The following is a 23,227-nucleotide window of genomic DNA, read 5'->3' on the forward strand; positions in this document are numbered from 1 at the left end:
CCGTCAGCCTCCGATGAACGCTTCGCGGAACGCGTCGATGGCGACGCGCAGCGAGAGTTGCGGTTGGTCGAGGTAGCTGACGAGCTTGCTGATCTGCTGATCGTTTTGCGCATGGGCGTCGATCCATTCGGGATCGTCGATGTCGATGTTGTGGGCGGCGTAGGTCTGCGGGTCGACGACGCTCAGCAGCGTCTTCGACGACGCGCCGTTGAAGCCGATGATCAGCCGTTCGCGCTCGGCGATCGTGCCGATGAAGATCGCGAGCTCGAAGTCGGCCTGCGCGACGAACGGTGCGATCAGTTCGAGCCAGAACGCGGCGACGAGGCTGCGATAGAACGGGTCGACCGGCAGCGGCAGCGTCAGGCCGCGCTCGATGTGCGACGAGCCGCTCTGCATCACGGGCCGCAGCAGCGAGCCGAGCGCGAGCATGGCGCCGCGCAGCCGTACCGGATGGCCGCTTTCGAGCAGCATCTGCTGCAGGCCGTACAGCGACTGGTGTTCGATGAAGTCGTTGAAGGTGCCGTCATGCGACGTGCCGGGGCCGCCGACGTCGATCGGCACCTGCGTGTCGCCGAGCGCCTGCAGCGCGCCGGGCGGCTCCTCCTTCGCGAGCAGCGGCGGCATCTGCGCGGCGACGCGCGACCACAGCCGGGCGAATGCGAGCGGGCTGCGCGCGAGGAACGCGAGCGGCCGGTCGACCTCGAGCGCGGTCGCGCCGAGAAACGGGAAGCGGCGCATCGACACGTCGTGGCTCGCGACCATGTGCCCCGCGATCGCGAGCTTGCTGCGCGAGCCGAGGAACGCGAAATGCATCGGCTTCGCATCCTCGTAGACGATCTTCCAGCGCGGATCTTCCGCGAGCAGTTCGAGCGCCTGCGCGATCCAGCGATCGAGCGTCTGCAGCAGCTGCGGATTGTGCGGGCTCTTCACGAAGTCGCCGCGCGACGGAATCTTGCCGAAGTAGGCGATCTGCGCCTGAACGGTTTGCGTCATTGCGCCCCCTGTGCATTCGTTGCGGCGGCGGCCGCGACGGCCGGCGCCGGTGCCGGCGTCGCTGCCGGCGCGCCCGTGCCCGCCTGCGTCGCGTTCTGCGCGGCGCCCGCGCTCGCGTCGGCGACCGACGACGGCAGCTGCAGGCCGCGCAGGCTCTGCTGCTGCGGCTGGTCGCCGCCGCCGCTCGTCGGCTGCGACGTGCTGATGATGCGCATCGTCACCGACACGTTCACGCTGCCCTGGACCCAAGTGAGGTCGAAGGTGCCGTCCGGACGACGCTTGCGCTGCGCCGAGTTGATCAGCTTCTCGAGACCGTAGCGGCCCGGTTCGTTGACGAGCTGCACGGTGCGGCCGTCGAAGGTCGTCGCGGACAGCGTCGCGCCCGGCGAGCCCTGCGGGTTCGGCCACACGAAGTTGGTCCACTGCGGCGGCGTGTTGCGATAGCGCAGTTGCTGGCCGTCGATCGCGATCGTGTATTCCGTCGTGCCCGTGCTAGGCTGCGGCAGGATCTGGAACACGGTCTGCGGTTCGGCCGCCGCGGCCGTGCCGCCTGCGGCGCCGCCGGCGAGCGGGGCGACCCAGCGCGCGAAGCCGTTCGTGAAGTCGGGCGTGAGGCCGATGCCCATGTCGCCCCACGTGCGGGCCGCGAGCGTGTCGCCGCGGCGCACCGCGAGCGGGCCCAGCGTCGTGCCGACGAACTTCGCGATCGCACCGTCCGGACCGAACACCTGCGCGATTTCACCAGCGCCGGCCTCGACCTTCGCGTTCGCCGCGAACGGGTACTTCGTCGCGAGCGAACTCTGGAACGGCTGGTAGACCTGCGCGTTCCACACCTTGTTGACTTCGGCGCTCGCCGGCTGGATCACCACCGAGAACGCCTGCATCAGCGGGCGCACCAGCAGCGGACGCAGCGACTTGCGTTGCGAGTCGGTCAGGCCGGTCAGCATCTGCTCGTCGACGAACTTCAGCGAATCGGCCAGCTCCGAACCGTTGCCGTCGAGCGTCTGCTGCATCAGCTGGCGCGCGCCGGGGCCGGGATCGCCCTGGTTCTTGATCACGTTGAAGCGCGTACGGACCTTCGACAGCGAGTCCATGTAGCCCTTGAGCATCGACGTGCCGTCGTGCGTCGCGACGATCCGCGCGAGCCCGATGAACTCCTGGCCGATCGGACCCATCGGCACCTCGGCCGGGTTGCCGTTGATGTCGATGTTCGCGGCCGCCATCTGGCCGGCCTGCGAGCGCGTGAACAGTTGCTTGACCCAGTTCACGACGCCGGTCTGCGCCTTCTTGATCGCGACGTTCGCCAGCGACGGGTTGTCCCACGACGTCTGGTCGTACGCGGTCTCGAGGATCTTGCGGATCGGCGAGTCCTGCGGGTCGCCGAGGCGGTTCATCCCGTCGACGGCCTGGCCGAAGCTGCTGAAGCCCTGCACCGCGATGCCCTGCATGAACTTCTGCCAGTGCTGCGCGTATTCGGTCTTGTACATCCCGACGAGCGTCTTCTGGATCTGCTCGGGGCTGCCTTCCAGCGTCAGGTCGTCCTGCGTCGACGTGTTCAGCACCCAGTCCTTCGCCTGCAGTTCCTTGGTCGCCGCGTCGCGGATCGCCGGCTGCACGTAGTCGAACCACGCCTCGCGCGTGAACGTGCCCGGAATCGCGTAGCTGCCGGCGACCAGCCCCTGATTGCCGTCGCCGACGATGCGCGCGATGGTCATCGGCGCGAAGCGGGTCGACGCGCGCGCCTTGATTTCCTCATAGACGCGCTGGCGGGCCGGCATGCCGCGCACGACGCGGCGCAGGTTCTCGCGGGTCTGGTCGACGAGCGCGAGGTTCGCGTCGATCATCGGCCAGTCGTCGTCGTTCACGCGCGCGAGGTAGAACGAGATCATGCGCTCGGCGCTCTTGATCATCTCGTCGCGCGGCATGTTGCCGCGATTCGTCTCGAGCCAGCCGCGCCAGAAGCGGGCGAGCTGGTCGGTCAGGTGCGCCTGTTCGACGTGGCGCTTGTCGGACAGCATCAGGTAGGTCTTCAGCGCGTTGTACGCGTCCTGCACGTTGGTCGGCGACGCGTCGCTGTACAGCCCGCCCTGCGGTGCCGCCGCCTGTTGCGGCGCAGCGGCCGTCGCGGCGGATGCGCCCTGCGCGGCGCCGGCGAGCGGCGTGGCGCCCGGCGGGTTCGTCGACACGGGAATCGCGCCGCCCTGCACGGCGCCCGATTCGGGCGGGCGGGTCATCGGCACGAGCTGTTCGGGGTGTGCGTTCACGTCCTTCATGAACGACGCGAGATTCTGCGAGACCGGCGCCAGCAGGATCTGGCGCACGCCGTTGTAGTACTCGGTCAGCAGGTGCTGTTCGAGACGGTCGCCCTGGTACAGGCCGAGCGACACCGACATCGGCTTGTCGCGGCGGAACTGTTCGAGCTGCTCGATCCGGTCTTCCAGGATGTCCATCGCCTGCAGACGCGACTGCAGATCGTTGCGGCCCTGCTGCAGACGCGTGACGTTGTCGAGGTCGGCCTGCACGTTCGCGACGAGCTGCTGGTTGCCGATCGTCGACCAGGTCCAGCCGCCGAGCGCGAGCGCGAGCGCCGCGACGAAGCCGAAGAAGGTCGCGTAGCGCAGCCGGGTCTTGGTCGGGCTCGCGAACTGGCGCACGGTCTGGCGGTCCGCGAAGATCACCTTCGAGAACAGGTCGCGCAGGAAGAAGCCGTTCTTCGAAAACGCGCTGTGCGGCTTCGGCAGCGCGCTGGCGTCGAGGCCGAAGCGGTGCGCGATGCGCTGCGCGGCGGCGCTGTTGGTTTCGCCTTCCTGCAGCGCGCTGGTGAAGTAGAAGCCGCGGAAGATCGGCTTGTACTGGAACGGGTTGTTCTCGAACAGCGTCGCGAGGAACGCGCGCAGCGCCGGCTTGATCGTCGAGAATTCGAGCGGGAAGCTCAACTGGCCCGGCGACAGCTGGTTGCCGCGCGACAGCGAAAGCTGCGCGACGCTGATTTCCTTCAGCCCTTCGTAGAGTTCCTCGAAGTGCGTATCGAACTGCGCGACGACGTCGCGCTTGTCGTCGGGCTCGTAGGGCAGGGTGGCGCCCCACACGCGGTCGTATTCGTGCTTGTCGCTGCTGCTGAAGAATTCGGTGAAGCCGGTGATCAGGTCGGCCTTCGTGAACATCACGTAGACCGGCGCGAACACCTCGAGCTTTTCCGTCAGCTCCTGAACGCGCTGGCGGAGGTTTTTCGCGAGGTTGATCGCGAATTCGGGGCGGTTGCCGGTCAGTTCGGCGATGCTTGCGGTAACGATGATGCCGTTGATCGGCGCCTTCGGGCGATAGCGCTTCAGCAGGCCAAGGAAGCCGAGCCATTCGCTGCGGTCTTCCTCGTGCACCGAGTAGCGGCCGGCCGTGTCGAGCAGGATCCCTTCGGTCGTGAAGAACCAGTCGCAGTTACGCGTGCCGCCGATGCCGTGGATCACGGCGCTGTTCTTGTCCGCGAACGGAAACTGCAGGCCGGAGTTCAGCACAGCGCTGCTCTTGCCGGCGGCCGGGTTGCCGATGACGATGTACCACGGCAGCTCGTACAGCGCGGAGCCGCCCGACACCTGGCCGATCTTCGACGTCTTGATCGTCTTGACCGCGTCGGAGAGGCGCGTGCGCAGCACGTCGAGGTCGGCGGTCTTGGTGTCGGGCGCGAGCGCGGCCGCGGCCGGCGCGGCGATCTTGCCCGTTTCCGCCTGCTCTTCCAGCACCTGGCCGAGCTGCTGGTTCGCGCGCTTCACGCGCCAGCGGCGCACCAACGCGACGCCGAGCCACAGCACGAGGATCGCCGCGAAGGCGATCGCTGCCCACAGGAGCGGCAGCTGTAGCATGTCGGCGACGATGAAGAGAATCGCCGCTAGCGCGACGATCCCGACAATCGAGAGCGTACGCGGATGAGTCAGCACGTTGAGGATGCGTTGCATAGGACGTTCAGGTTCCGGTGCGATTCGGTGAGGCGACGCAGGCGCGCCGAGCGGCAAGCGTGGCGCCGCGATGTGTCGCCATGCTGTCAAACGGGATGAAGGGGGCTGGCATCAATGCGCCCGCTGCATCGGAGAAGGCGCGCGCAATAATGAAAGGACGCTGTGAGAATTAAAACGGAAGCGACGATCGGAAAAAATCGTGCAACGGAATGCCCGATCGATTGCGCCGCTCAAATCGTTTCCTGCCGGATGATTAAAAAGCCCCATGCCGCCCTCATTATTTCTTGTCCGGCAGCCCTGACTAGCTGCCGCGTCCCAGTTTAAAACCGGGTTTATGGTATTCCACGTGCCCGAGATCCATCATTTTCCATCGGCCCCCCCAGGTCAGGCCGACCTGCTCGGCAACCTGTCCGTACAACTGGTAGCCGCGCATGGCCCAGGGATCTTTCTCGGAAATGACCAGCTTGCCGTCGCGCAGAAACGCGTTGTCGGCCGCGAGCCCGAATTGGTGATAACTCTGGAAGGCCGCCGCATTGGTCACGTTGGTGCCCATCTGCGCGAGCCGGTTCTGTCGTTCCGGGCTCCGATAACCTTCCAGCAGCGCCATCTCGTAACCATATTGTTCGTGCATGATCTTGTAGACCAGCAACAAACGCGTACGGAAATCGGGATCCAGCAGGTTCCAGTCGCGGCTCGCGTCCTTCAGTGCCGGCCGCACCTGTTCGACTTCCTTCGTGGCAAAGACTTCCGGCGGCAACGGCGGGGGCGGCACGAGTTGTTCGCCTTGCAGCAGCGCGGCGATCTTTTCGTCGGGCACGCGCGCCGTGTCGTCGTACTGAAACAATTGCCGACCGCGTAACGCAATGGCCACCAATGGCGGCGTCGCAAGAATACCTGCCGACACCATAATCATCAAGCGCCGCCGAATCAGTAAATTTTGCGCATCGCTTAATGCGCCGCGCGTAACGGTTGCCGATTTAACAATTTGACTTCGCGTGCGTGCGGCGCGAGCGTTCGCACGGCGTGTCAGGCGGCCGTGAAACTGGGCGACGGATTCGAAAACCGCCGTGCGGATACCCGGTAAAAGCAACAGTGCCGCGACCGCGACGGCAAGGGCGAAATAGGCGACGAGTGCGACGGCAATCAACGAAATCCCCGGAAATTGGAATTGATTGTGTTTTGCAATGCTTGCTCTTAGAATCAGGCTGCTTTGAGAGGCCGGGCTATATTATCGCGGTGAATTAAACCAGGATTCAATGAGACGCTGAATGAGTGCGCCGGAAAATTCAAATTCGAAAACCCCGCCGAGCCTGCTGTCCGATACCAAACCGGCAGGCGAGGGCGGACCGCAGCAGTCGCGCATTCTCGCGAATCTGGAAGGACGTGTCACGCCGCAGGCCGAAGCGCCGCGCCGCTCGCTGAAGGGGCCGCTCGCGGCCGTCGTCGCGCTCGTGGTCGCCGTCGGCGGCTGGGGGGCGTGGCGCTGGCAGCAGCAAGCCGGCGAGCAGGCCGTCGTGGCTGCCGCGCCCGCACCGGCAGCGGCGAAGGCCGAGGCAGCCAGCGGCGCCGCCGTGCAGGTCGCGCAGAACGCCGCGTCGGCCGCTCCTGCCGCGCAACCGGCCACGATCGTCAATGACGACGCGGCGACGCAGACCGTTGCGTCCGCATCGGGCGCGTCGGGCGCGGACAACAGCCGCTTGTCGCGCGCGCTCGCGAACGGTGCCGACGACGCCTCGGGCGCGGCCACGGCAGGCGCCGTCGCCGCGACGGCCGCCGCCGCGGCTGCGACGACGAAATCGGCGAAGGCCGACGCCGCGCAGAGCGGCAAGGTCGCCGCACGCGGCAAGGCCGATGCGAAAGCCGACGCGAAGGCGGAGGCCCGCAAGCACCACAAGGAACAGCAGGCGGAGCTCGCGCAGGCGAAGAAGCGCCACGACGCGACGACCCGTACCGCGAGCGCGAAGGCAGCCGGGAAGGACGACCCGGATGCGGACCTGCTCGCCGCGCTCGTCGCACGCACGAAGCCGGCCGACAAGAAGGTCGCCGCGCAGAAAGGGCAGGTCGTGCCGACCAGGACGGCCGCCACGACGGGCGGTTCGCTCGCGGCGCGCGTGAAGGAGTGCTCGGAGCGCGGCTTCTTCGAGGATCAGTTGTGCCGCTGGCGCGTCTGCGACGGCCACTGGGGCAAGGATCCGGCCTGCCCGACCGCCGCGCAGTCGGAGACGCGGCAGTAACCACGCATCACGCCGGCCTGCTCGTCGCACATGCGCCGCCCAATGGGCGGCGCTTTGTTTTTGGGGCCGCCGGACACCTGACACCGGACGTCCGTATGTGACACCGTCACGAAAATGTCGCATGCGTCGGGCATACGTTTCCTTTCATTTCCCGGCGTGGCGCCGCAATGCGCGATGCGCGGCGCGGTGCGCGCCGCACCACCTTCGACACGATGGACCTGATCGTACAGACTTACGGCGCCGATACGTCCGGCATGGTGTGCGGATTCCGCTTCGTCCCGGGCGGGTCAGGTGCGATGCTCGACGCCGACGCCGCCGCTGGATGGCTGCGCACGTGCCGCGAGCGCGATGCGGCCGCCTCGGACGATTTCGTCTGGCTGCACTTCAATCTCGCGCACGGCGCGAGCGAGCGCTGGATGCGCACGCACCTCGGATTGCCCGACAGCTTCTTCGAATTCCTTCACGAAGGATCGCGCTCGACGCGCATCGAGCAGGAGGACGGCGCGCTGCGCGCGATCGTCAACGACGTGATGTTCAACCTCGAGCTGACGCCGTCGGAAATCGCGACGCTGTTCGTCCACGTCGAGCGGCGCATCATGGTCACCGCGCGGCTCAAGCCGCTGCGCTCGGTCGACACGCTGCGCGCCTGCGTGCGCGACGGCGAGCGGTTCCGCTCGCCGGCCGAGCTGCTCGTGCACCTGCTGCGCGACCAGGCCGACCTGCTGATCCAGATCATGCGGCGCACGAGCATCGACGTCGACCGCATCGAGGATCGCTTCCTGTCGCAACGGCTCACGTCGAATCGCGTCGAACTCGGCGCGATGCGCCGGACGCTCACGCGGCTGCAGCGCATGCTCGCGCCCGAGCCCGGGTCGATCTTCCGGCTGCTCGCGAAGCCGCCCGCGTGGCTGCATGCCGAAGACGTGCAGGAGCTGCGCGAGTCGACCGAGGAGTTCTCGCTGGTGCTCGCCGACCTGTCGGGGCTCAACGAGCGGATCAAGCTGTTGCAGGAAGAGATCGGTTCGCGGCTCGACGAGCAGAACAACCGGACGCTGTTCACGCTGACGCTGGTGACCGTGATCGCGCTGCCGATCAACATCGTCGCGGGCTTCTTCGGGATGAACGTCGGCGGCGTGCCGTTCTCGGAGAACAAGCACGGGTTCTGGCTGATGGTGCTGCTGGTCGCGGGCTTTACCGCGCTCGCCGCGTGGTGGGCGTTTCGCCGGCGCGACGATCGCTAGCGGCGGTCACGAAAAAAACAGGCCCCGCATCCGGGGCCTGCCGAAGGACGTGAAAGATCGAACGCCGGCCGGCGCCGCGAACTGCGCGGCACCGGTCGGCCGGACAACGTTACTGAACCAGCGTCTTGCGCGGCTTGAACATGCCCTGGTAGCGCAGCGACGGACGTTCCTTCACCGTCGGCGCGATGCCGCCGAAGCTCGGCGTCTGGCGCAGCTTCATCGCGGCCGGCGAGGCGACCGAGCCGATCGACGTCGAGCGCGAAGCCGGCGCGAGGTTGTTCGCGACGAGCAGCGCGGCCTCGCTCTTCAGGTTCGCGAGCAGCACCGGATCGGTCGAGCCGTTGACCTGCGTGAGCAGGCCGCTCCACGCGGCGTCGCTGTAGTTCACGACGTAGTAGTCGAGACCGCTCGGATCCGCGACCACGCCCGTGCAACCGTCGATCCGCGTTTGCGTCTGCGTATCCTTCAGCGCGAGCGTCGTGTGTTTCGCGAGACCCTGGCCGTACGCGAGCGTGATCGGTACCGTCCATTGCAGGCCCGGATACGCGTTCTTGTTCGGGAACGGCTGCTGTTTCAGCGTGACGATCGTCTGGTTCTTCGTCATGTCGCACTGCGTGTCGAGCGAGATCAGCGGCACGCCCGTCTGGCGCACGTAGCTGTCGCCGATCGGGCCGACCGGCTGACCGCTCGCCTTCGACAGCGCATCCCACAGGCGCTTCGGTGTGCCGTTGCCGAACGAGTAATCGACGAGGTACTGCTGCAGGCCCTGGCGCAAGGTTTGCTCGCCGAGATAGTTCTCGAGCGTCTTCAGCACGTGGCCGCCCTTGTCGTACGTGAACGCGCTCGCGCTCAGCACGAAGTCGTTCGACGCCCAGTCGTTGAAGTTCGGCGCGACCGGGAACGCGTTCGGGCCGATGTCGCGATTGATCACGCGATACTTGTTCTTCACCTGATCGAGCCAGCTGAACTCGTCGGGGAAGAACTGGATCGTCGTCTTCGTCTCGAAGAACGTCGCGAACGATTCATTGAGCCAGACGTTGTCCCACCAGTCGGTCGTGACGAGGTCGCCGAACCACTGGTGCGCGACTTCGTGCGTCAGCACCTCGTTACCGTAGTGCGACATCGGCTGGCCCGGTTGCGGCAGGATGTCGTCGGCGAACTCCAGGATCGAGCCCCAGTTCTCCATCCCGCCGAAGTTCAGATCCTTCTGCTCCTTGAACGCGTCGTTCGCGGCGACCGTGTCGAACTTCGTCAGCGGCAGCGGGATGCCCGTGTAGCGGTAGTAGAAGTCGAGCGCCTGCTTGGTGCGGTCCATCGCCGGCTTCGCCCAGTCGCTCATGCCCGGCGGCGTGAACACGCGCAGGTGCAGACCGCCCTTGCCGCCCGGCAGCGGGCTTGAGAAATCGTCCTCGTAGGTGTCGAACATGCCGCCGCCGAAGAACAGCAGGTACGACGGCATCGGCGGCGTCTTCTCGAACTGCACGAGCTTGTAGCCGCCGCCGACGTTGGTCGACGGCTTTTCGGCCGCGTTCGACACGACGCGCCAGTTCTGCGGCACTTCGGCCGTCACTTCATACGTCGGCCGGAATGCCGGCTCGTCCCAGCCCGGGAACCATTGGCGCGACAGGTTGGTTTCGCCCTGCGTGAGGATCGCGCCGCTCGTCGTGCCGTCGGTGCTCTTCAAGTCGACACGGAACACGCCTTCCGCGGCCGAACAGCCCGGATACGGATCGTCGCCGCAGCTGCCGCCCGTCTGTGTGGCCGGATCGTCGTAAGACTTGAAGTTGATGATGCCCGACCACTCCATGTGCAGCGAATAGTTGCCCGGCGCGATGGTGCCGGCGACGGGGCGCAGCTGGTAGAAGTCGCCCTTGTCCTGCGGCGTCGCGATCAGCTGGATGTTGCCCGGCTGCAGCGTGATGCGGCCGTTCGTGAACTTGATGCGGTGACCGGCGATCACGATGTTGTTGACCGGCTTCAGCACCTTGATCTCGACATCGGCGCGCCCGTCGAACGCGTTCAGCGCATCGTTCGGGCGGAACCACAGCCGGTAGTTGACGGGTACCACGGTGTCCGGCAGCTCGACAGGCGACACGCTCTTGTCGACGTTGGACGCGCTCGGCGGCGTGTTGGCCGCGGGCGACGAGCTCGAGTGCGGTGCGCCGGCGGAGCTGAGCGCGGAAGCCGAGCCGACGCCGCTGTCGTCGCCGCCGCACCCGGCGAGCGCGAGCGCGGCGACCAGCGGCAGGTAACGCATCTTGTGAATGTTGATCGACATGACTGAAACCTCGATTGTTGAAAGAATCGTTCAGTGCTGCGAAAACGCCGGCAAAAGAAATCCCTCGCCGTTAATCAACGGCGACGAGAAATGCCAATGACGGATTATTCGAAAAGACGGTCGGCCGACTACGTGAAGGTAATCATGGTTTACTGCCCCCTCTGTGTTTCCGGATGTCGGTTAACTTGCCGGTTCAAAATGGCCGGGCGCGTGTTGTACTGAATTGATTTCGCGCGCGCGACACGGGGCCGCCCGCCCTTGCGCGGGCGTGCATTCCCCTTGAACCGACAGCCCACGGGGCTGGCCGTACCAGGCCGCAGGGCGGAAGGACGGCGTGTCGCCGTTCCGTAAAATCGCCGTCATGCGGCTTGAAGGTTTGTCGGCCTGCTCGAAGGATGCGTAAATATACTTGATGGTTTTGGGTAAAGGAAACGAAAAAATTAGAAAGTGCTTCGATTGAATTTTTTGCACACCATTGAATGCTGGAAGGCATTAATTCGCTATCCATTCGACTGCTTGTTTTCGTAGTTTTAATCTATTAACGATCTTGGTGGTGCGCAAAAACTACGAACCAGGGTGGAGCGTGGCGCGCTCGGTACAATGCAGCGACGATCCGTCGATCGATTGCCGCAAGGAGGCCAGCCCATGCCACGAGCCCTGTTCCGTATCGCGCCGCTGCGCGCCATGCTGCTGCTGTTCGCCGCCGTCTTCGTGCTCGGCGGTTGCGCGGGTCTGACGCGCGAGCCGGTGAGCGTGACCGTCGCCGGGCTCGATCCGCTGGTCGGACAGGGCCTCGAGATGCGCTTCAGCCTGAAACTGCGCGTGCAGAACCCGAATGACACGCCGATCGAATACGACGGCATTTCGGTCGCGCTCGAACTGAACGGCGCGCCGTTCGCGAGCGGTGTCAGCGATCGCTCGGGCGTCGTGCCGCGCTTCGGCGAGGCCGTGATCGACGTGCCCGTTTCGGTGTCGGCGTTCGCCGCCGCGCGGCAGGCGTGGAACCTGCCCGGCGCGGCGGCCAACGGCGAGTTGCCGTACGCGCTGCGCGGCCGGCTCGCGGGTGGCGTGCTCGGCATCGTGCGCTTCAGCGATGCGGGCACGTTGCGCATGCCGGCGATGCCGGGGTGGGGCGGGTAGGCTGCTTGCGCGATGCACGGCGGTCGCCCGCGCTTTGCCGCGCGGGCAAAGCGCGGTATGGTGTGGTCCGCGCGGCGCGCTCCCGTAGCGCCGCCTGTCTGAAGCCAACCGTAGCCGAGCTCGCGTGACTGATTTCCCCGTTTTCCACTGGACCGACGCCGACGGCGCCGAACATGCCGTGCGCTGGCGCTCCGAAGCCGGCGTGCAGCCGCCCAAGCGCGCCGTGCCCGCCGACGACCGCCTCACCGCCGACGCCGCGTACCGCCTCGCGTGCGAGGGCACGGCGCTCGTCTGGCAGGGCGACTTCCAGAACGCGCGCCAGCTCGTGCAGGCGATGGCGCGCCGCGTCGAACGCAAGCCGAAGAAGGCGAAGGCCGCGGTGGGCGTCGACGCGTTCAACCTGCACCGCCTCGCGCAATCGCAGCGTGCCCGCACGCTCGGGATGCTGCTTATCCCGCTCGACGCCGACTACACGATCCCGCTGCGCCGCGCGCCCGACGTGCGTGCCGCGTGCGAGGAAGCGTACGGCCCGGGCGGCGCACCGTCGGTCGTGTCGCTGCGCGAGCTGCTCGGCCTCGTCGGCGCGCACGAATGGCGCAAGAAGGGCGTGCCGATTCCGGCGCTCGGTGGCGCGCCGATCCATCCGCATTACGGTGTGTTCTCGCCGGTGCGCGGCGAATACGTCGAACTCGTCGCGCGCACGCCGCTGCCTGCGACGTCGCTCGCGTTCGACATCGGCACGGGCACCGGCGTGCTCGCGGCCGTGCTCGCGTCGCGCGGCGTCGAGCGCATCGTCGCGACCGATCAGGATCCGCGCGCGCTCGCGTGCGCCCGCGAGAACGTCGCGCGGCTCGGTCATGCCGAGCGCGTCGAAGTCGTCGAAGCCGACCTGTTTCCGGCCGGTCGCGCGCCGCTCATCGTCTGCAACCCGCCGTGGGTGCCGGCCCGCCCGAGTGCGCCGATCGAATACGCGGTCTACGATCCCGATAGCCGCATGCTGCGCGGTTTCCTCGCGGGGCTCGCCGACCATCTCGAACCCGGCGGCGAAGGCTGGCTGATCCTGTCCGATTTTGCCGAGCATCTCGGCCTGCGGCCGCGCGACACGCTGCTGCAATGGATCGACGAAGCAGGTCTCGTCGTGCTCGGCCGCGAAGACACTCGCCCCGCGCACCCCAAGTCAGCCGACGCGGACGACCCGTTGCACGCGGCACGCCGCGCCGAGGTCACATCGCTCTGGCGGCTCGGCGCACGGGCCTGATCGCGTATTTTCGGTAAACTGTCGCCATTCCTCACGAATTCCCGCCGCCGGGCCGTGGTCGACCGACCGTGGCCCGGCGCCGCTTCACGATGTCGAACAAGACCTACGAAATCCGTCCGGAGCAGTCCGTCGAGCTGCTGAAGGAACTGCACATCCTCACCCGCGACGGCAAGCTGAACCAGGACAGCCGTCGCAAGCTGAAGCAGGTCTATCACCTGTTCCAGTTCATCGAGCCGCTGCTCACGAGCGTGCAGGCCGAAAAGGGCGGCGTGACGCTCGTCGATCACGGCGCCGGCAAGTCGTATCTCGGCTTCATCCTGTACGACCTGTTCTTCAAGCAGCAGCCGGGGCACGGCACGCCGGCGTTCGCGTCGCACGTGTACGGGATCGAGACGCGCGAGGAGCTCGTCTCGCGTTCCACCGAACTCGCCGCGCGGCTCGGGTTCGACGGCATGTCGTTCCTGAACCTGTCGGTCGCCGATTCGATCACGTCGCCGAAGCTGCCCGAAACGGTCGATGTCGTCACCGCGCTGCATGCATGCGACACGGCGACCGACGACGCGATCCGTTTCGCGCTCGCGAAACGCGCGCAGCACATCGTGCTGGTGCCGTGCTGCCAGGCGGAAGTCGCGGGCGTGCTGCGCAGGAACAAGGGCAAGTCGCTCGCGAACGCGCTGACGGAAGTGTGGCGGCATCCGCTGCATACGCGCGAATTCGGCAGTCAGATCACCAACGTGCTGCGCTGCCTGCAGCTCGAGGCGCACGGCTACCAGGTCAGCGTGACCGAGCTGGTCGGCTGGGAGCATTCGATGAAGAACGAGCTGATCATCGCGCAATACAAGAACCTGCCGCGCCGCAAGGCCGGCGAGCGGCTGAACGAGATCCTCGGCATGTTCGGGCTCGCCGAACTGAACGAGCGTTTCTTCGCGCCGGCGCCTGCGCCCGCGGCGGCGCCGGGCGAGGCCGTCGAGCGCGCCTCGGACTGACGCATGCGGACGCGCGGCCCGTTTGCCGCGCGGCAGCCGGCCGTCGCGCGACGCGTCAGACGTCGTCGCCCGGCCGGCGCATCCATTCGCGCCAGCCGTCGTGGCCGAGGCGGCGCAGCGTTTCCTGATTTTTCTCGTAGATCGCGGACGCGTCCGGGAACGCGTCGACCGCGCGCGCGATGCTGTCCTCGCGCAGCAGGTGCAGGATCGGGTACGGCGCGCGGTTCGTGTAGTTCTCGATGTCGTCGGCTTCGCTGCCTTCGAACCGGTACTCGGGATGGAAGCTCGCGATCTGCAGCACGCCGTCGAGGCGCAGTTGCCGCACGAGCCGGTCGGCGAAGAACAGCGCATCGTTGTAGTCGACGAAATCCGCGAACGCGCGGGGATAGATCACGAGCGTCGTGTCGACCTGCTGCGGATCCGCCGCTTCGAGCGCGCGCAACTCGGTTTCGAGGTCGGCGAGCGCGTCCTCGAGCGTCGTCGCTTCGCTGATCGCATAGCGCACCTGCTCCTTTACGTAGACGCTCTTCGCGAACGGACACAGATTGAGTCCGATCACCGCGCGCGCGAGCCAGTGCCGCGTGGTGGCGAGGATGTCGTCGTGCGAGTCGGGGTGGGTATCGGTCATGGCGAGGGCAGTCGGGTAAAGCGGCAGCGAGGGCCGCATTGTAGCGGGAGCGGGCACGCCGGGTTCGGGCGTGTGCCGCCCGTCACGCGCAGGCGGCTTCGATCAGTTGCGTGACCAGCGCGGGCGCGGTGCCGATCGGCGTTTCGCCGTGCCGGTAGGTCTGGCTGGCCGCGTAGATGCCCTCGACCACGAGCGCGAGCGCGTCGGCGAGCGCTTGCGGCTGCCGGGCGCCTGCGCCTTCGCATAGCTCGACGAGCCGCTTCATCAACTGCTCCTTGTTCTGCGCAACGCGCTCGCGCGCCGGATGCGACGCATCGGGAAATTCGGCCGCGACGTTGACGAACGGGCAGCCGCGATAGTCCTTCTGCGTCGCGCGCTCCGCGAGATCGACGAAATACTGGATCAACTGCGCCTTCGGCTGGCCCGGATGCTTCGCGACGCTCGAATCGAAGCGCTCGAAGAAGCACGCATCCATCCGTTCGAGATACGCGAGGATCAGCTCGTCCTTCGACGAGAACTGGCGGTACAGGCTCATCTTGTTGACGCCCGCGCGTTCCACGACCGCCTCGACGCCGACCGCGCGCACCCCTTCCTTGTAAAACAGCTCCTCGGCGGCGCGCAGCAGGTGTTCCTGCGCGGCGGCCGCGGCGATCGGCTGGCGCGTGCGGCGTGCCGGCGGCTTGTTGGCGGCCTCGATGCCCGACATGATGACCCTCGACTGCGTGGTGAATTGCTTGACATGTTACCGACTGGTAACTACGATCGCAACACACTTGTGACCGAGCGGTAACAATGCCGACCGGATCGACAGACGAATGCCAGGTATCGGCCCGGGTCAGCCGATGCAGCGTGCGGCGGAGGTGGCCTGGTGGTGAGGCGGGGCAGGCGCGCGGGCGCCGGGCCGCCAACTGGAGAGCGACGACATGAACTGGGCAGTGACACGAATCGGCGGGCGTTTCCACTACGGATGGCTCGCGGCGGCGGTGGTTTTCCTGATCCTGCTGGCCGCGGCCGGCACGCGCGCGACACCGAGCGTGCTGATGGTGCCGCTCGAGCGCGAACTCGGCTGGAGCCGCGCGGCGATTTCGCTGGCGATTTCGGTGAACATCGCGCTGTACGGCCTGACGGGCCCCTTCGCGGCCGCGGCGATGCAGCGCTTCGGGCTGCGGCCGACGATCCTGACCGCGCTGGTGACCATGAGCGCGGGGGTCGCACTGTCGTCGATGATGACGCAGAGCTGGCAGATGGTCGTGATCTGGGGGCTGATGGTCGGCTGCTCGACGGGCGTCGTCGCGCTGACGTTGTCGGCGACTTTCGTCACGCGCTGGTTCCATGCGCGGCGCGGCCTGGTGATGGGCATCCTGACGGCGAGCACGGCCACCGGCCAGCTCGTGTTCCTGCCGATGCTCGCGTCGATCGCGCAGCGACACGGCTGGCGGCCGGTCGTGCTGGTCGTCGCGGTGGCGGCCGCGATCGTGATTCCGCTGGTCGCGTTCCTGCTGCCGGAGCGGCCGGCCGACGTGAAGCTGCGCCCGTACGGCGAGCCGGCCGATGCGCCGGCCGCGCCCGACGCGACGAAGGAGAACCCGCTCGCGGTCGCGTTCCGCACGCTGCTGACGGCGAGCCGCTCGCGCGACTTCTGGCTCCTGTTCTTCAGCTTCTTCATCTGCGGTGCGAGCACCAATGGCTACGTCGGCACGCACCTGATCGCGATGTGCAGCGACTACGGGATGACCGAAGTGCAGGGGGCATCGCTGCTCGCCGCGATGGGCGTGTTCGACCTGTTCGGCACGACGCTGTCGGGCTGGCTGTCCGACCGCTACGACAACCGCGTGCTGCTGTTCTGGTACTACGGGCTGCGCGGGTTGTCGCTGATCTACCTGCCGCATGCGTTCGGCATCGATTTCTTCGGGCTGCCGCTGTTCGCGATGTTCTACGGGCTCGACTGGATCGCGACCGTGCCGCCGACGGTACGGCTCGCCACCGACGTGTTCGGCAAGGCCGCGGCGCCGGTCGTGTTCGGCTGGATCGTCGCGGGCCACCAGCTCGGTGCGGCGTTCGCAGCGCTCGGCGCGGGGCTGCTGCGTGCGAGCCTCGGCACCTATACGATCGCGTCGATGATCTCGGGCGGGCTCTGCATCATCGGCGCGCTGATCGTGCTGCGGATCAACCGCGGCCCGTCCCGCGCGGCCGCGCAGGCCGCCTGAGCGCGGTGCTCCGGCTGCCCCCTGCGCGGGCGCGGCCCGTCAATGCGGGATCGGTGATTTGCATTGCGCGGGATGACCGGGCGCGCGACGCCTCAAGCGGTTATGCTTGCGGTTCGCCAGGCGTTCGCGCCCCTTCATCGATGTCAGCGAGGAACCGCATGTCCGTCAAACCTGCTCCCACCACTGTTTCGATTCACGATCTGATCGCGGGCCGCTGGAGCCCGCGCGCGTATTCGGACGAGCCGATCAGCGGCGCCGATCTGCACGCGGTGCTCGAAGCCGCGCGCTGGGCGCCGTCCGCGTATAACGCGCAACCGTGGCGCTTCATCGTGTTCGATCGCACGCAGGACGAAGCGGCGTTCAAGCGCGCATTCGCGACCCTGGTGCCGTTCAATCAGGGCTGGAACGCGCCGGCGCCGGTGCTGATCGCCGTGACCGCGCACACGTTGACGCCGAAGGGCGAGCCGGCGCCGACCGCGCTGTACGACGCGGGCGCGGCCGCGATGTCGCTGGTGCTGCAGGCGCACGCGCTGGGTCTTGCAGCACACCAGATGAGCGGCTTCGACGCGAAGGCGTTCCGCGATGCGTTCGAGATTCCGGCCGACGTCGCGATTCCGGCGATCATCTCGCTCGGCCACTATGGCAACGTCGACAAGCTCGATCCGGTGCTGCGCGATCGCGAAAAGGCGCCGCGCACCCGTCACGCGATCGGTGAGGTCGTGTATGCGGGCGCATGGAAGAAGGGTTTCGACGCCGCAGCCTGATTCCGCAAGTGGGCGGGCGGCCGTCGAGCGTGCTGTCCGCGCCCGTTGCCGGCGTGTCGCAATCGGGCGGCACAGGGCGCCGGGCGCCCCGTCCGGACCCGTCGCCGGCGCGCGGCGGGTGCACTGGATCGCGGCCCCGGGCCGAGTGTGCGGCACGGGTGGCCGACCCGGTTGTGATCCGGCGGGCTTCATGTTAAAAAGCCCGTCCTTTCCGTTTTCGCGCCGGCCATGCTGCGGCACCTTCCCATGACTTACTGCGCGATCGATTTCGGCACGTCCAATTCCGCCGTGGCGCTGCCCGACGGCGACGGCATGCGCCTCGCGCCCGTCGAGGGCGACCACCTGACGCTGCCCACCGCGATCTTCTTCAACAACGACGAGCAGACGGTCGAGTACGGCCGTGCGGCGCTCGCATCCTATATCGACGGTTTCGACGGCCGCCTGATGCGCTCGATGAAGAGCATCCTCGGCTCGCCGCTCGCGGAAACCACGACCGATCTCGGCGACGGCAGCGCAATGGCGTACACGGAGATCATTGCGCGCTTCCTGACGCACCTGAAGCGCAAGGCCGAAGCGCGCGCCGGCGCGCCGATCGGGCGCGCGGTGCTCGGCCGGCCGGTGTTCTTCGTCGACGACGATCCGCGCGCCGACCGCCTCGCGCAGGACCAGCTCGAAGCGGCTGCGCAGTCGGTCGGTTTCACGGACGTGCATTTCCAGTACGAGCCGATCGCGGCCGCGTTCGACTACGAGTCGCGCCAGCAGGCCGAGCGGCTCGTGCTGGTCGCCGACATCGGCGGCGGCACGTCCGACTTCTCGCTGGTGCGCGTCGGGCCGGAGCGCATGGCGCGCCTCGAGCGCAAGGACGACGTGCTCGCGCACCACGGCGTGCACGTCGCGGGTACCGATTACGACCGCCGCGTCGAGCTGGCGGCGATCCTGCCGGCGTTCGGCTACCGCTCGCTCGATCCCGAGGGACGCGAGCTGCCGAACAGGATCTATTTCGACCTCGCGACATGGCACCTGATCAACACGGTCTACACGCCGAAGCGGCTGGGCGAGCTGAAGCTGATGAAGCATCTGTACCAGGACGTACGACAGTACGATCGGCTCACGCGCGTAGTCGAGCAACGGCTCGGGCATGCGCTGATGGCGCGCGCGGAAGAAGCGAAGATCGGGGTGGCGGCGGGCGGGGAGACGATGATCGACCTGAACGACGTGGAAGAGGATCTGCAGATCGCGTTCGATGCGGAACGCCTCATCGATGCGAGCGTCGACGACACCGCGCGGATCGTCGATGCCGCGCGCGAAACGGTGCGGCTTGCGGGCGTCGCGCCGCGCGACGTCGGCGCGCTGTATTTCACCGGCGGCTCGACCGGGCTCGCGTTCCTGTCGGGTGCACTCGCCGGCGCGTTCCCGGACGCGCAGCCGGTGTTCGGCGATCGCCTCGCGAGCGTCGCGACCGGGCTCGGCATTCACGCGCAGCGGCTGTTCGGCTAAGCAAAGGCCATTCGGATCGGCGGTGGCCGAAAGGCTGCCCGCGCCGGAAAACAAAAAGCCCCGCCGAAGCGGGGCTTTTTTACACGAAATATCGCGCCGAACTTAGACCGGACGGATGTTCGCAGCTTGCAGACCCTTCGGGCCCGTCTTCACTTCGAATTCAACCTTCTGGTTTTCTTGCAGCGTCTTGAAGCCTTCGACGCGGATTTCCGAGAAGTGCGCGAACAGATCGTCGCCGCCGCCTTCCGGGGTGATGAAGCCGAAGCCCTTTGCGTCATTGAACCACTTGACGGTACCGGTTGCCATGTTACTTGTTCCTAAAAAGATAAAACGGGGCCGAGGCCCATGGGTGCGGAAAATCAAGGAAGGGGGTAATGGGACCAACCGGAGTACCGTTGATGGGCGAACTACGAAAGAACCAATTCACTCGCCGCTTGAAATCCTGCAACGTCGTTTATACGGCTATTCGGCCGCGCGGTCAACCGTATTTCCATGCACTCAGGGTTATTGCGGAGTTAAGGTTTACAAACCTTGCAAACGACGCGAATTTTTTGTAGGGGCCGAACGATTTTGGCGCCAACTTGCAGGTGCAACCGTTAAACTACGCGCCGCGCGAAGGGTTGCCCCGATCGGGTGATCCTTCCCCCCAAAATTGCATGCGCGGTGCTATCCGAGCCGATCCCGGACAGCGTGCCGACCATGCTTTTTGAGACATAGGAGAGGATGTGAAGAGTTCTATTCAACGGAACATCGGCCCGTTTGCACTAATGCTGACGGGGCTGGGTTCGATTATCGGCTCGGGCTGGCTGTTCGGCGCCTGGAAGGCTGCGAAGATTGCCGGTCCGGCTGCGATTTGCGCATGGATCATCGGCGCGGTCGTGATTCTCGCGATTGCACTGACGTATGCAGAACTGGGCGCGATGTTCCCCGAGTCGGGCGGCATGGTGCGCTACGCGCGCTACTCGCATGGTTCGCTGGTGGGCTTCATCAGCGCGTGGGCGAACTGGATCGCGATCGTATCGGTGATTCCGATCGAGGCGGAAGCATCGATCCAGTACATGAGCACGTGGCAGTATCCGTGGGCGCACGCGTTGTTCGTGAACGGCGAGCTGACGACACCGGGCCTGCTGCTGTCGGCCGTGCTGGTCGTCATCTACTTCATGCTGAACTACTGGGGCGTCAAGGCCTTCGCGCGTGCGAACACCGCGATCACGATCTTCAAGTTCCTGATCCCCGGCCTCACGATCCTCGGCCTGATGATGTCGAGCTTCCATTCGGAAAACCTCGGCACCGCGTCGAATGCAAGCTTCGCGCCGTACGGCTGGTCGGCCGTGCTGACCGCGGTCGCGACGAGCGGCATCGTGTTCGCCTTCAACGGCTTCCAGAGCCCGGTGAACCTGGCCGGTGAAGCGCGCAATCCGTCGCGCAGCGTGCCGTTCGCGGTGATCACGTCGATCCTGATCGCGCTCGTGATCTACGTGCTGCTGCAGATGGCGTACATCGGCTCGGTGAATCCGGCCGACGTCGCGAAGGGCTGGTCGCACTTCAACTTCTCGTCGCCGTTCGCGGAACTCGCGATCGCGCTGAACCTGAACTGGCTCGCGATCCTCCTGTATGTCGATGCGTTCATCAGCCCGAGCGGCACCGGCACGACCTACATGGCGACGACCACCCGCATGATCTACGCGATGGAGCGCAACAACACGATGCCGAAGATGTTCGGCAACGTGCACCCGATCTACGGCGTGCCGCGCCAGGCGATGTGGTTCAACCTGCTCGTGTCGTTCATCTTCCTGTTCTTCTTCCGCGGCTGGAGCTCGCTCGCGGCGGTGATCTCGGTCGCGACGGTGATCTCGTACCTGACCGGCCCGATCAGCCTGATGTCGCTGCGCCGGGCGGCGACCGACATCGAGCGTCCGCTGTCGATCCCGCTGATGAAGCTGATCGCACCGTTCGCGTTCGTCTGCGCGTCGCTGATCCTGTACTGGGCGAAGTGGCCGCTGACGGGCGAAATCATCCTGCTGATGATCGTCGCGCTGCCGGTGTATTTCTACTTCCAGGCGAAGTCGGGCTGGACCGGCTGGGGCGCGGACCTGAAGGCCGCCTGGTGGCTGGTCGCGTACCTGCCGACGATGGCCGTGCTGTCGCTGATCGGCAGCAAGGAGTTCGGCGGTTACGGCGTGCTGCCGTACGGCTGGGACATGCTGATCGTCGCGGCAATCTCGCTGGTGTTCTACTTCTGGGGCGTGAACACGGGCTACCGGACCCAGTATCTCGACGAGCGTGAGTCGCACGACGAGATCCTCGAAGGGGTCGGTGCCTGACGCCTGAGCTGCCACCGGAATCGGCGGTGGCGGAAAGCGTTAAAAAAGCCCGCCCGAGCGCTGCTCGGGCGGGCTTTTTGTTTGCGGGCGCCGGCTGTGTCGCCGGATTCAGGCGGCTGCGCTCCCGAACACGTAGTTCGTCATCGCGAGCACGCGTTGATACGTGCCCAGCGACTGGATGCCGAGCTGGAAGTCGTCGTCGGCCGCGCCGAGCGCGGTGAACACCGGCAGCAGGTGCTCGTCGGTTGGATGCATCAGCGCCGCATGCGGCGCCTGCCGGCGATAGTCGAGCAGCGCGTCGACATCGCGCGCGGCGAGCTTCGCCTCGAACCAGTCGGTGAATTCCGCGACGCGCGGGTCCGCATCCTCGGGCGCCGCGCCGAAGTCGGCCGCGCGCAGGTTGTGGGTGATCTGGCCCGACCCGATCACCATCACGCCTTCGTCGCGCAGCGGCCGCAGCGCGCGGCCGAGCGCGAAGTGATGGGCGGCGTCCGCACGCGGCTGGATCGACAACTGCGCGACGGGCACGTCGGCCTCCGGGAACATCAGCAGCATCGGCACCCACGCGCCGTGATCGAGGCCGTGCTCGGTCGTCGCGGTCGCGATGCCGGCTGCATTCAGCAGCGCGGCCGCCCGTTCGGCGACCTCGGGCGCGCCTGGCGCCGGGTACTGGATTTCGTATAGCGCGCGCGGGAAGCCGTAGAAGTCGTGGATCGTTTCAGGATGCGCGGCCACACTCGCGACCGGCTGTTGCGTGCCCCAGTGCGCGGACAGCATCAGCACCGCGCGCGGGCGCGGCAATTCGGCACCGAGGTGCGTGAACGCGCCGGAGGGCAGTGTCGGGTCGATCGGCAGCGTCGGGGCGCCGTGGGACAGGTAAAGCGAGGGCAAGCGGTTCATGGTGGGGAGCCTGCAAAAGGGATTTGCCTGTGACTATAGGCGTACACCAACCATTGATAAACCGGCTAAATGGAATTTGATTGAATCTTTATTGTTGATAATTGGGCGGCTTCGGGCCTTTGATGGCAGGTCGAGGCTGGAGATTGCCGGATCGAGCAGGAAGGCGGCTGAATCGGCGAAGATGCATGAAGAACGGCGCCGGAGCGCCGTGTCGAGCGGCTTACTCCGCCGGCCGGATGCCAGCCCACGGCGTCGTCATCGGTACGCTGAGCGCGAACAGATCCAGGACGCGGGTGACGGTCTGGTCGACGAGTTCCTCGATCGTCTTCGGCATCGCGTAGAACGCGGGCAGCGGCGGAAACACGATGCCGCCCATTTCGGTCACGGCGGTCATGTTGCGCAAATGCGCGAGGTTGAACGGCGTTTCGCGCACCATCAGCACGAGGCGGCGGCGTTCCTTCAGCGTGACGTCGGCCGCGCGCGTGATCAGGTTGTCCGACAGGCCGTGCGCGACGCTCGCGAGCGTCTTCATCGAGCAGGGCGCGATCACCATCCCGTCGGTCGCGAACGAACCGGATGCGATCGTCGCGCCGACATCGCGCACCGAATGCACGACATCCGCCCGGCTTTCGACCTCGGCCTTCGACAGCTTCAGTTCATGCTGGATATTGAGCCAGCCGGCGTTCGAAACCAGCAGATGCGTTTCGACGCCGCCGGCGGCGCGCAGCAAGTCGAGCAGCCGCACGCCGTAGACCGCGCCGGTGGCGCCGGTGATCGCGACGATCAGCCGGCGTGGCGGCGCGCTGGGAGATGCCATCGGGAAGGGG

At 66.6% G+C, this 23,227-nt stretch carries 19 protein-coding genes; 9 read left to right on the top strand and 10 right to left on the bottom strand.

The window, feature by feature from the left end:
- Window positions 1-3 precede the first annotated feature (3 nt).
- From tagF to ACV22W_RS26600, 3 genes are all read right to left on the bottom strand, one after another.
- Complete coding sequence (tagF, locus tag ACV22W_RS26590; protein ID WP_059607872.1) at window positions 4-993, bottom strand: type VI secretion system-associated protein TagF; 990 nt, start codon at window positions 991-993, stop codon at window positions 4-6.
- Window positions 990-4,943 (bottom strand): type VI secretion system membrane subunit TssM, encoded by a 3,954-nt coding sequence (tssM, locus tag ACV22W_RS26595; RefSeq protein ID WP_448022512.1) that lies wholly within the window; start codon window positions 4,941-4,943, stop codon window positions 990-992. Before tssM ends, tagF begins: the two co-directional genes overlap by 4 nt.
- A gap of 301 nt (window positions 4,944-5,244) precedes the next feature.
- Window positions 5,245-6,090: a M15 family metallopeptidase gene (locus tag ACV22W_RS26600; RefSeq protein WP_448022513.1), complete on the bottom strand. Its 846-nt coding sequence runs from the start codon at window positions 6,088-6,090 to the stop codon at window positions 5,245-5,247.
- 121 nt (window positions 6,091-6,211) lie between these two features.
- Between ACV22W_RS26600 and ACV22W_RS26605 the strand changes: the two genes are divergently transcribed.
- Complete coding sequence (locus ACV22W_RS26605) at window positions 6,212-7,177, top strand: phage tail protein (RefSeq protein ID WP_448022514.1); 966 nt, start codon at window positions 6,212-6,214, stop codon at window positions 7,175-7,177.
- A 212-nt stretch (window positions 7,178-7,389) separates the two neighbouring features.
- Window positions 7,390-8,418: a transporter gene (locus ACV22W_RS26610; RefSeq protein WP_059692393.1), complete on the top strand. Its 1,029-nt coding sequence runs from the start codon at window positions 7,390-7,392 to the stop codon at window positions 8,416-8,418.
- Window positions 8,419-8,527: 109 nt separating this feature from the next.
- On the opposite strand, the gene ACV22W_RS26615 is transcribed toward ACV22W_RS26610, so the two are convergent.
- Together ACV22W_RS26615 and ACV22W_RS26620 are read right to left on the bottom strand one after the other, a co-directional pair.
- A complete protein-coding gene (locus ACV22W_RS26615; protein ID WP_448022515.1) occupies window positions 8,528-10,696 on the bottom strand; it encodes a M1 family metallopeptidase in 2,169 nt (722 codons plus the stop codon).
- A gap of 180 nt (window positions 10,697-10,876) precedes the next feature.
- The gene (locus ACV22W_RS26620) at window positions 10,877-11,167 is read right to left on the bottom strand and encodes a hypothetical protein (protein ID WP_448022516.1); all 291 of its coding nucleotides are present in this window, start codon (window positions 11,165-11,167) and stop codon (window positions 10,877-10,879) included.
- 174 nt (window positions 11,168-11,341) lie between these two features.
- Here ACV22W_RS26620 and ACV22W_RS26625 point away from each other — a divergent pair, with 174 nt between their 5' ends.
- The 3 genes from ACV22W_RS26625 to ACV22W_RS26635 all read left to right on the top strand — a co-directional run bounded on the left by ACV22W_RS26625 (window position 11,342) and on the right by ACV22W_RS26635 (window position 14,080).
- Window positions 11,342-11,836 carry an LEA type 2 family protein gene (locus ACV22W_RS26625; protein ID WP_448022517.1) on the top strand — a complete coding sequence of 165 codons (495 nt, stop codon included), beginning with the start codon at window positions 11,342-11,344 and terminating at the stop codon, window positions 11,834-11,836.
- A gap of 124 nt (window positions 11,837-11,960) precedes the next feature.
- Window positions 11,961-13,094 (top strand): methyltransferase, encoded by a 1,134-nt coding sequence (locus ACV22W_RS26630; protein WP_448022518.1) that lies wholly within the window; start codon window positions 11,961-11,963, stop codon window positions 13,092-13,094.
- A gap of 89 nt (window positions 13,095-13,183) precedes the next feature.
- Complete coding sequence (locus tag ACV22W_RS26635; protein ID WP_448022519.1) at window positions 13,184-14,080, top strand: class I SAM-dependent methyltransferase; 897 nt, start codon at window positions 13,184-13,186, stop codon at window positions 14,078-14,080.
- Between the two features lie 55 nt (window positions 14,081-14,135).
- On the opposite strand, the gene ACV22W_RS26640 is transcribed toward ACV22W_RS26635, so the two are convergent.
- Both ACV22W_RS26640 and ACV22W_RS26645 read right to left on the bottom strand, forming a co-directional pair.
- Window positions 14,136-14,708: a DUF1415 domain-containing protein gene (locus tag ACV22W_RS26640; protein WP_448022520.1), complete on the bottom strand. Its 573-nt coding sequence runs from the start codon at window positions 14,706-14,708 to the stop codon at window positions 14,136-14,138.
- A gap of 82 nt (window positions 14,709-14,790) precedes the next feature.
- Window positions 14,791-15,414, bottom strand: coding sequence for a TetR/AcrR family transcriptional regulator (locus tag ACV22W_RS26645; protein WP_448022521.1), 624 nt, complete (start codon window positions 15,412-15,414; stop codon window positions 14,791-14,793).
- Between the two features lie 217 nt (window positions 15,415-15,631).
- Between ACV22W_RS26645 and ACV22W_RS26650 the strand changes: the two genes are divergently transcribed.
- The 3 genes from ACV22W_RS26650 (at window position 15,632) to ACV22W_RS26660 (ending at window position 19,176) form a co-directional block, all read left to right on the top strand.
- On the top strand, window positions 15,632-16,915 hold the full coding sequence (locus ACV22W_RS26650; RefSeq protein WP_448022522.1) for an MFS transporter: 1,284 nt from the start codon (window positions 15,632-15,634) through the stop codon (window positions 16,913-16,915).
- A gap of 158 nt (window positions 16,916-17,073) precedes the next feature.
- Window positions 17,074-17,679 carry a nitroreductase family protein gene (locus tag ACV22W_RS26655; RefSeq protein ID WP_059692334.1) on the top strand — a complete coding sequence of 202 codons (606 nt, stop codon included), beginning with the start codon at window positions 17,074-17,076 and terminating at the stop codon, window positions 17,677-17,679.
- A 246-nt stretch (window positions 17,680-17,925) separates the two neighbouring features.
- Window positions 17,926-19,176 (top strand): Hsp70 family protein, encoded by a 1,251-nt coding sequence (locus tag ACV22W_RS26660; RefSeq protein WP_448022523.1) that lies wholly within the window; start codon window positions 17,926-17,928, stop codon window positions 19,174-19,176.
- A gap of 102 nt (window positions 19,177-19,278) precedes the next feature.
- Here ACV22W_RS26660 and ACV22W_RS26665 read toward each other — a convergent pair whose 3' ends face one another.
- Entirely contained in the window at window positions 19,279-19,482 is a 204-nt protein-coding gene (locus ACV22W_RS26665) for a cold-shock protein (RefSeq protein WP_006477070.1), read from the bottom strand.
- A gap of 419 nt (window positions 19,483-19,901) precedes the next feature.
- Here ACV22W_RS26665 and ACV22W_RS26670 point away from each other — a divergent pair, with 419 nt between their 5' ends.
- Window positions 19,902-21,500, top strand: a complete 1,599-nt coding sequence (locus ACV22W_RS26670; RefSeq protein ID WP_448022524.1) for an APC family permease — start codon at window positions 19,902-19,904, stop codon at window positions 21,498-21,500.
- Between the two features lie 108 nt (window positions 21,501-21,608).
- Here ACV22W_RS26670 and ACV22W_RS26675 read toward each other — a convergent pair whose 3' ends face one another.
- Window positions 21,609-22,400, bottom strand: coding sequence for a DODA-type extradiol aromatic ring-opening family dioxygenase (locus tag ACV22W_RS26675; protein WP_448022525.1), 792 nt, complete (start codon window positions 22,398-22,400; stop codon window positions 21,609-21,611).
- 220 nt (window positions 22,401-22,620) lie between these two features.
- On the bottom strand, window positions 22,621-23,217 hold the full coding sequence (locus tag ACV22W_RS26680) for a UbiX family flavin prenyltransferase (RefSeq protein WP_448022526.1): 597 nt from the start codon (window positions 23,215-23,217) through the stop codon (window positions 22,621-22,623).
- Window positions 23,218-23,227: the final 10 nt, after the last annotated feature.

Source organism: Burkholderia sp. AW49-1 (genome assembly GCF_053427845.1).

Excerpts from the sequence above, each read along its gene's own strand:
- tagF (WP_059607872.1), bottom strand. The coding sequence starts at position 993 with ATGACGCAAACCGTTCAGGCGCAGATCGCCTACTTCGGCAAGATTCCG.
- tssM (WP_448022512.1), bottom strand. The coding sequence starts at position 4,943 with ATGCAACGCATCCTCAACGTGCTGACTCATCCGCGTACGCTCTCGATT.
- ACV22W_RS26605 (WP_448022514.1), top strand. The coding sequence starts at position 6,212 with ATGAGTGCGCCGGAAAATTCAAATTCGAAAACCCCGCCGAGCCTGCTG.
- ACV22W_RS26610 (WP_059692393.1), top strand. The coding sequence starts at position 7,390 with ATGGACCTGATCGTACAGACTTACGGCGCCGATACGTCCGGCATGGTG.
- ACV22W_RS26615 (WP_448022515.1), bottom strand. The coding sequence starts at position 10,696 with ATGTCGATCAACATTCACAAGATGCGTTACCTGCCGCTGGTCGCCGCG.
- ACV22W_RS26625 (WP_448022517.1), top strand. The coding sequence starts at position 11,342 with ATGCCACGAGCCCTGTTCCGTATCGCGCCGCTGCGCGCCATGCTGCTG.
- ACV22W_RS26635 (WP_448022519.1), top strand. The coding sequence starts at position 13,184 with ATGTCGAACAAGACCTACGAAATCCGTCCGGAGCAGTCCGTCGAGCTG.
- ACV22W_RS26640 (WP_448022520.1), bottom strand. The coding sequence starts at position 14,708 with ATGACCGATACCCACCCCGACTCGCACGACGACATCCTCGCCACCACG.
- ACV22W_RS26645 (WP_448022521.1), bottom strand. The coding sequence starts at position 15,414 with ATGTCGGGCATCGAGGCCGCCAACAAGCCGCCGGCACGCCGCACGCGC.
- ACV22W_RS26650 (WP_448022522.1), top strand. The coding sequence starts at position 15,632 with ATGAACTGGGCAGTGACACGAATCGGCGGGCGTTTCCACTACGGATGG.
- ACV22W_RS26655 (WP_059692334.1), top strand. The coding sequence starts at position 17,074 with ATGTCCGTCAAACCTGCTCCCACCACTGTTTCGATTCACGATCTGATC.
- ACV22W_RS26660 (WP_448022523.1), top strand. The coding sequence starts at position 17,926 with ATGACTTACTGCGCGATCGATTTCGGCACGTCCAATTCCGCCGTGGCG.
- ACV22W_RS26665 (WP_006477070.1), bottom strand. The coding sequence starts at position 19,482 with ATGGCAACCGGTACCGTCAAGTGGTTCAATGACGCAAAGGGCTTCGGC.
- ACV22W_RS26675 (WP_448022525.1), bottom strand. The coding sequence starts at position 22,400 with ATGAACCGCTTGCCCTCGCTTTACCTGTCCCACGGCGCCCCGACGCTG.
- ACV22W_RS26680 (WP_448022526.1), bottom strand. The coding sequence starts at position 23,217 with ATGGCATCTCCCAGCGCGCCGCCACGCCGGCTGATCGTCGCGATCACC.